This is a genomic window from Microcoleus sp. OTE_8_concoct_300 (assembly GCF_031383065.1).
GTDB lineage: Bacteria > Cyanobacteriota > Cyanobacteriia > Cyanobacteriales > Microcoleaceae > Microcoleus.
This window is the reverse complement of sequence record NZ_JANMZH010000898.1, coordinates 1-7,113: the sequence shown is the minus strand read 5'-3', so window position 1 is coordinate 7,113 and position 7,113 is coordinate 1. Positions and strand designations below refer to the sequence as shown.

Below are 7,113 nucleotides of genomic sequence, written 5' to 3'. Positions count from 1 at the left end.
AAACTGGGCTAACAATATTGCTCCCCACATGGAGGTAGATAATAATTTGTCACCAAGCTTCTGTTATTTTCGAGATAAACTTCGTGGCACTAGGCGATTCCCAATAAAAAAAAACCGGTTTCTTTACTGACGCGTTAAGCCTCGAAGTTTATCTCGAAAATAACAGAAGCTTGGTGACAAATTATTATCTACCTCCATGTGGGGAGCAATATTGTTAGCCCAGTTTGTCTTCTCTAAACCAATGGCTTGCCAACCTTGTTTAGATAATTTTTCTTTACCACCGGAAAACACCGCCTCAGCTAACTTCTCCCACGTCCCACAGATACTATCATTGGTGTATTTATTTAGGACTGATTCATTTGCTCTCGGATAAGCAGCCTTAACTGCTGCTAAATCGCCTAGAAACCATGCTTCTCCTTCTTCAATTGCTATGCAAAATTGCGTCTTTGGCTGAGGATTACACTCATCTACAACATCTAGTAGTGCTCTGCGAAAAGCACAGAGGACTTTGTCATCAAGATCGCAAATTACAATGAGGACAGCAGGGTAATCAGGAGGATATTTAGAGAAGGTATTGCCGTAGCCTTGAACAAGTCGCCGAAGCTGGTCGAGCAGAATTCGTTTATTGGCTTCAGAAGCAGATGTTAAACCTTTAGGAATATGCCCAACTCCTTTGTAAGGATGGATCTTAAATGTGTGTTGTTCGGTGCTAATAATCTTTGGGATAAGAATTTCAAGAGCAGTTTTTCCAGAAATATCCTCGACAAGTATCTCAAAGTGCATTTATTCACCTTTTATCTAGATAATCGCTGTACCAAAGTCCGCCAAGGGGCAATCCTTCAGAAACAAGGTTATTAATGAGAGGGTCTTGGCTAGCTCGTCTGATTTGAGAAAAACCATCCTCGCCCTTTTCAAGTACCCAAACCTCTTCAGGTTCAAGAGCATCTACAAAATAGGGTTGATGTGTTGTAACAAATACTTGCGGTCCACTTCTTCGAGCTGTAGCGTGTTCTCGAAATTCTTGGGCTAGAGTTTCTAAAAGCTTGTGGTAAAGTCCGTTTTCTGGTTCTTCAATGCACAAAAATGGCGGTGGTGAGGGGTCTTCTAAAAGAATGAGATAGGCAAATACCTTCAGTGTTCCGTCTGACATTTGTTGAGCATAAAACGGTTCTTGAAAACCTCGATCGTTGAACTGCAGCAAAAGTCTACCGTCTGGACTTTTTGTGGTGCTAATATTTTCCACCCCTGGAATCTTACTAGAGATTTTTTGCAGAATTGATTTGAATTTCTTAGGATGCTCTCTCTCCATAAATTGAACCACATTTCCTAGATTATCTCCATGAATATTCAAATGTTTTTGTGGCCCAGCCAGAGGTAAGCTACGGGCAGCGTCTGGTGTGAAATAGCTGAGATACCATCCTTCGATAAATCTACGAAATGCGGAAATTCTTGGGTGTTGTTTGAGGGCTCCCAAAGTAGCAATTCCCAGTTTTCGCTTGTCGTCAAGTTCAACTATTTCCTTTTCTTTACTTTCTTCTGATGTCTCACCTATCTGGATATTTTTTATTAAATTAGTTACATCAAATTCTCCTCGTTCTTCATCAAGTAGCTGGCCTTCTCCTTCACCTTTCCATGCTAAACCCTTACCTTCATTTAGAATCAAAAAAGAATAAGGTTGTCCTTTTCTTTCGTTTTTTCTCCGTTGTCTAAGTCTTTCTTTTTTTACATATGGTCTTTCAGAAGAGTCAAGGTCTATTGCCAAATCATAGGTTATTGGTCGAGCGTTACCATCCTCTTTATAGTAAATCTGAAACTCAACACTTCCCTTTTGTCCTTGCGAGCGAATTCTCTCGAAACCTCCCCGCCCACGGGCATCACAGGCTTCTTCGACTCCCCCTTTTAAGCAGTCTGCAAGAAAGCCAAAAGTGTCGAAAAGCGTGCTTTTCCCAACACCATTTTTACCGATAACGGCTGTCATTGGCGTTAGTGCCTGGGCATTTTGCGTATTCCACAGCTTGCCCATAGTAATATCACGCAGCGAGCGGTAATTTATTACCCTAAATCCTTCTATTTTTGCCACTTAAGTTCCTCTGCTCTATTAGGAATGTTATAAGTTACTCTAACCATATAACAATTCAGTAACTCTAACATTATACTTGATTTTACTTATTGGCTAGCATCTGCCCAAGCGCATTGAGGCACGTTCCAAATAGCCAGCACTATCAAAAAACGGCAAACTAGCTGCATGAATGGATATCCGCTTGTTTGTTTTTGTTTCGTCATGTACGTTAGGGAAGATTTTGTAAAAATCAGCGTAACATTTCTCTAGCCCTACCCAATTTAAAACGATGCCAGCACTACTAATTTCTCCCAAAATCCTTACTTTTTTTCTAGGTATTTTATAGTGTATAGCGATCGCTAACTAGGTAGGTGCAAACTCACATCTTACACCATTCTCAAGAACGGGCAAGATGCCCGTTCCACAAAAGATAAATTTTATTGTGGAACAGGCATCTTGCCTGTTCATAAAAGCCTTATTGAGAATGGTGCAATATCTCAGTGCAAATAAACTTTACCATCTCACAAAATGTAAAGCTATCATCACAAGAGCGATTGCTTCGTTAAGCTACAAACGTTCTCAGTGCTTGCTTTACAGAGTTTTGAAATTTATGGAAACCTCAAATCGGGACGCAATTAAATTGTAGACTAAGTGTATTTCTCAGGTAAAATCGAGTCTAATCCTTTAATTGCTGAGGCACAGTCTCATGCCCATTCCCAAACTCACTAAAGCGACGATCGAGCATAACACCTCTGCCCAATCCCTCAAGCGGGGTGAAGCTTACTATTTAGCGGGCAATGTTACTAGCGCAGTCCGGCGCGGCAATATGGTGCAAGCAGTAGTGGAGGGTTCCGAAGTAGAACCCTACCGTGTTACCCTGCCCTTTGATGATGCCGGATTAGCCTCTACATTATTTTGCACTTGTCCTTACGATAACGGTGGGTGGTGTAAACACATTGTTGCGACGCTGTTATTGTGTATGCGGCAACCAGAAATAATAGACGAGGGCCCGACACTGGAACAATTGCTCGATCGCCTCAACGATGTACAAACCCAGCAATTAATACAGCATTTAGTAAAAAAAGACCCATCACTCATTGATGCGATCGAACGATACATTAACTTAAGTGCTATTGCTGCACCTTCAAACCCACCTACCAAAGCACCGCGCCACACCTCCATAGATCCTGCTCCCTTTCGGCACCAAGTACGACGAATTTTGCGAGAGGCTGTTCGTTATTTCGAGGATGGATGGGAGGAAGAAGACCCGATTACAGAAGAACTTTTAGATGTAATTCAGCGAGCCCAGGAATTCAGCGCACAGGGGGATGGCAACAACGCTTTAGTAATTTTAGAAGCCATCACCACAGCCTGCGTTGAAGATTGGAATGATGTAGAAGAGTTTGGCGCTGACAATTCAGAGATAGCTAACGCTTTGAATGAAGCTTGGACAGAAGCCATTTTGACGGCTCAACTAACTGCTGAAGAAGAGATCGATCTCCAGGTGATGTTAGAAGCTTGGCAAGATGAATGGGATTGTGATTTCAGTATGAGCTTGGAAGCTTTACGCCAAGGTTGGGACGACCCCCTACTCCAACAGGTACTGGAAGGAAACATTACTGGGCAAGGAGTTTGGGCTGGTGACGCACCAGACTGTGCTCGCGACTTAACATTGATTCGCTTGCAAATCCTCGATCGCCAGGAACGCGATCAAGAATACTTATACTTAGCCCAAGCAGAAGGTTGTACTCAACAATACTTGACGATGTTAACTCGTTTGGGGAGAGTAGAAGAAGCAGTGGAAGCTGCTGCTACCCAGATGCAATCAGCGGAAGATGCTTTGGCTCTCGTTCAAACTTTAAAGCAACAGGGAGCCTTAGAACAAGCTCTGAAAATTTGTCAAGCTGGGTTAAATTTGTCAGGTCATTGCCATTACGAACTGGCAATCTCGATGAGTGAGTTGGCTGTTGAGTTGGGCGAAGATGAAGTTGCGTTAAATGCTAGAATCCAGATATTTAAAATCCAACCGTCCTTTAGAGACTATAGTTTAGTGAAGGAGTTAGCAAGAGATAGTTGGTCAACTTTGAAAGCTGATTTGTTAGCCACTCTGAAAACTCATGAAAGTTGGAAGTTTACTGAGGCGAAGGTTGATATTTTTCTGGATGAGGGAATGATTGAAGATGCGATCGCCCTTGCTGATGGCTTGGGTTATTACCACTCAGCACTGATTCACCGAGTAATGGGGGCTGCTATCAGCCACAGCCCCGATTGGGTAATCGCCAATGCTTGTGGGCGTGCTGCATCGATTATGGATCAGGGGAAATCAAACGAGTACAATCTTGCGATTAAGTGGTTGGAAAAAGCCCGCGCTGCATATTTACAAACTGGGCAAAATCTTCAGTGGTCTGCTTATCGTTCTCAACTGATGCAAGTACACAGCCGGAAGCGGAAGTTGATGGAAATGCTCAAAAGTCCCGATTTAGATTGAGCCTTAAGTTTACGGTAAACCCAAGTGAAAGCGACCCAACCCAGGATCGAATAAACCTTACTTAATTTTTGCTTTCACAGCCCTAGATTCCACTGTGAAGCCTGGAATATCTTGCAATTCTGTTTCGCTCAAACTGTACTGTTCGCAAACCAAACTCAAACGAGTTCCGGTACTTTTAACAGCGTTGACAGAGTGGGTCAAATCTCCTTGAAAATAGATCAGCGAGTTGGCTTGCGGCTTAATCTGCCCGACTTGCTGTTTGTTGCGCCGCAGTATCAACTCTCCCCCTTGCAAGTTCGGCGGCACTTGCACGTACAAAACGCTGATGGCTGCGGGAGGTTCAACAGTTTTGCAGTACGATCGCAAAGATCGATCGATATGCGGATCGACGCGGGAACCTTCACCCAGCAACAAAGGGTTGAGGTAAAAAGCATTGCATTCAGGCTGTAATGCTTGGTCTAGATAGGGTTTGAACAAGGGGAACCGCCGTTCTACTTCGGCGATTTCCGCACGTTGAAACACGACGGAAAACCCTTTTGTGCCAATGAAATCGCGATTGAGGTTGTTGATTGCTAGATAAGGGGAGGCTAGAATTGCTCCTCGCAAGTCGTTGAGGTAGTCGATCGAGAAAGCGTTAGGATGTTGACTATAGTATTTCAAGGCACTCAAAAATCATCAAAGTTTAAGAAAACAGCAGATAGAAATGCAGCAATCGCTCAGACTTGGGATTGCTTCGTTCCTGGCGGAGGACATAATAATCTTGATTTAAGTGCGCGTACTTAAGTCAAAGGTTTTCTTAACTGCGGGCGATCGCCCGGAAGTGTCACAACCGACTAGCAACTGCCAAATATTACTATACAGGCGATCGACTTTCGCCGCTCATCGTTGTGATTCGATTATATTTGCAATTCGATTATACATGATGCTGCTGGGCAGCCGATCGCCCATTTATTTTAACTTGTACAATTGCAGGGGCGAGCCTAATTTCCGCGATCGCATCCGGCCTCTGTTTTATCACCGATTTCTTGAGTTTGCTAGCTGAAAAACCGATGGGTGTTGGCGCTGTGTAGAAAACATCTTGCTAAAAAAAGCAATCCGTGCATTAGGTCAAAATGCTGGAAGGGCGATCGGGAATATCTAACGGGCAACAAAACGTTAATAAAGTTTACACAGAGTGGGCTATCAAAAAAATACCAGCAGTCGGAACAGGTACTAAGTAATTAGTCAGATGAGAGCAATATTTCACCGGGTGGAGAAAAGCAAAGGTGCCTGGTATAATTAAAGAGTAAGTGAAAAAAACCAACTCGCTGAAACGATATGGCAACAACATTGTACGAGAAAATGGGCGGAGAGTCAGCCATTAAAGAGATTGTGGATGATTTTTACCACGATGTTTTGGCTGACGAGATAGTGAGCCACTTCTTCGAGCATACAGATATGGCAAAGCAGCGCCGCCATCAAACTGCTTTTATCTCTTATGCCCTCGGCGGCACCAAGCAATACTCAGGCCGTTCTATGGAGAAAGCACACGCAGGTTTGAATTTACAGCCAGAACACTTTGATGCGATTGTGAAGCATTTGACCGATGCAATCATTGCCCACGGGGCGTCGCAAGAGGATCTCGATGAAGCGCTAGGTAAGATCGCGACTTTGAAAGAGGCTGTTTTGTACAAGTAATATCTAGTGAAGGCAACATGGTTTTTGCAGCCACTAGTATAGTGATAAAAGTGGAGATTTCGTAATTTTGCAGCGAAAGCTCTACTTCGTTTTTTGCCGGATATAATGAACCGCGAAGACACGAAGGAAGAGAAGAGAAGAGTTCACAATTGAGGCGAAGATGGCTAAAGCTATTTAACCGCTACCCCGTAGTAGTTGTGGGAAGCAATCACGCGATAGATATATAGCAATCCTTGCATCATTTGTGAAGTTCTTACTTTCTCCCCACGGGTTCGGGGAGGGTTGGGGTGGGGTACAAAATTTACGACTTCTGCAAGGATTGCTATAGTAGCGAATTTAAGTTATTTCTGACATCTCGCACCGTTATCAAGAACAGGCAAGATGCCTGTTCCACAAGAAAATTTAGTCTTTGTGGAACAGGCAAGATGCCTGTTCATAAAGCCTGATTTAAAATGAAAAATGGTGCAAAAACTAAGTTATTTTTCACTTAATTTATGGATACCTGTTTCATTTTTTATAGGAGCTTATCCGGCTAGCCACGTTATCAAGAACAGGCAAGATGCCTGTTCCACAAGAAAATTTAGTCTTTGTGGAACAGGCATCTTGCCTGTTCATAAAGCCTGATTTAAAATGAAAAATGGTGCAAAGGCTCAGTTATTTTCCACTTAATTTATGGATACCTGTTTCATTTTCTATAGTACCTTATTCGGCTAGCCACGGTATTGCTGAAGTATATTTTACCGCATTTGTCCATTAACTTGAAATGCTGACAAGTTATATTCTTCCTTTAGCTAGATGACGCCAGTCAAGTGCGGCTTGCACTATCGGTTTACTAATTGCCAATTACCAAATCCTATATGCCGCAATACTTCGGAAAACTTCAAACTAC

Annotated in this window: 5 protein-coding genes; 2 read left to right on the top strand and 3 right to left on the bottom strand. The window is 43.0% G+C overall.

The features are described from left to right. Positions 1–123 precede the first annotated feature (123 nt). Entirely contained in the window at positions 124–783 is a 660-nt protein-coding gene (locus tag ACUVJL_RS38995) for a DUF4276 family protein (protein WP_445250713.1), read from the bottom strand. A 4-nt stretch (positions 784–787) separates the two neighbouring features. After that, positions 788–2,080 carry an AAA family ATPase gene (locus tag ACUVJL_RS38990; protein WP_445250712.1) on the bottom strand — a complete coding sequence of 431 codons (1,293 nt, stop codon included), beginning with the start codon at positions 2,078–2,080 and terminating at the stop codon, positions 788–790. A gap of 685 nt (positions 2,081–2,765) precedes the next feature. Between ACUVJL_RS38990 and ACUVJL_RS38985 the strand changes: the two genes are divergently transcribed. Next, a complete protein-coding gene (locus ACUVJL_RS38985; protein WP_445250711.1) occupies positions 2,766–4,547 on the top strand; it encodes an SWIM zinc finger family protein in 1,782 nt (593 codons plus the stop codon). A gap of 57 nt (positions 4,548–4,604) precedes the next feature. On the opposite strand, the gene ACUVJL_RS38980 is transcribed toward ACUVJL_RS38985, so the two are convergent. After that, complete coding sequence (locus ACUVJL_RS38980) at positions 4,605–5,207, bottom strand: 2OG-Fe(II) oxygenase (protein ID WP_445250710.1); 603 nt, start codon at positions 5,205–5,207, stop codon at positions 4,605–4,607. A 657-nt stretch (positions 5,208–5,864) separates the two neighbouring features. Here ACUVJL_RS38980 and ACUVJL_RS38975 point away from each other — a divergent pair. Further along, positions 5,865–6,224: a group I truncated hemoglobin gene (locus ACUVJL_RS38975; protein WP_445250709.1), complete on the top strand. Its 360-nt coding sequence runs from the start codon at positions 5,865–5,867 to the stop codon at positions 6,222–6,224. The last annotated feature ends 889 nt before the right edge of the window (positions 6,225–7,113 follow it).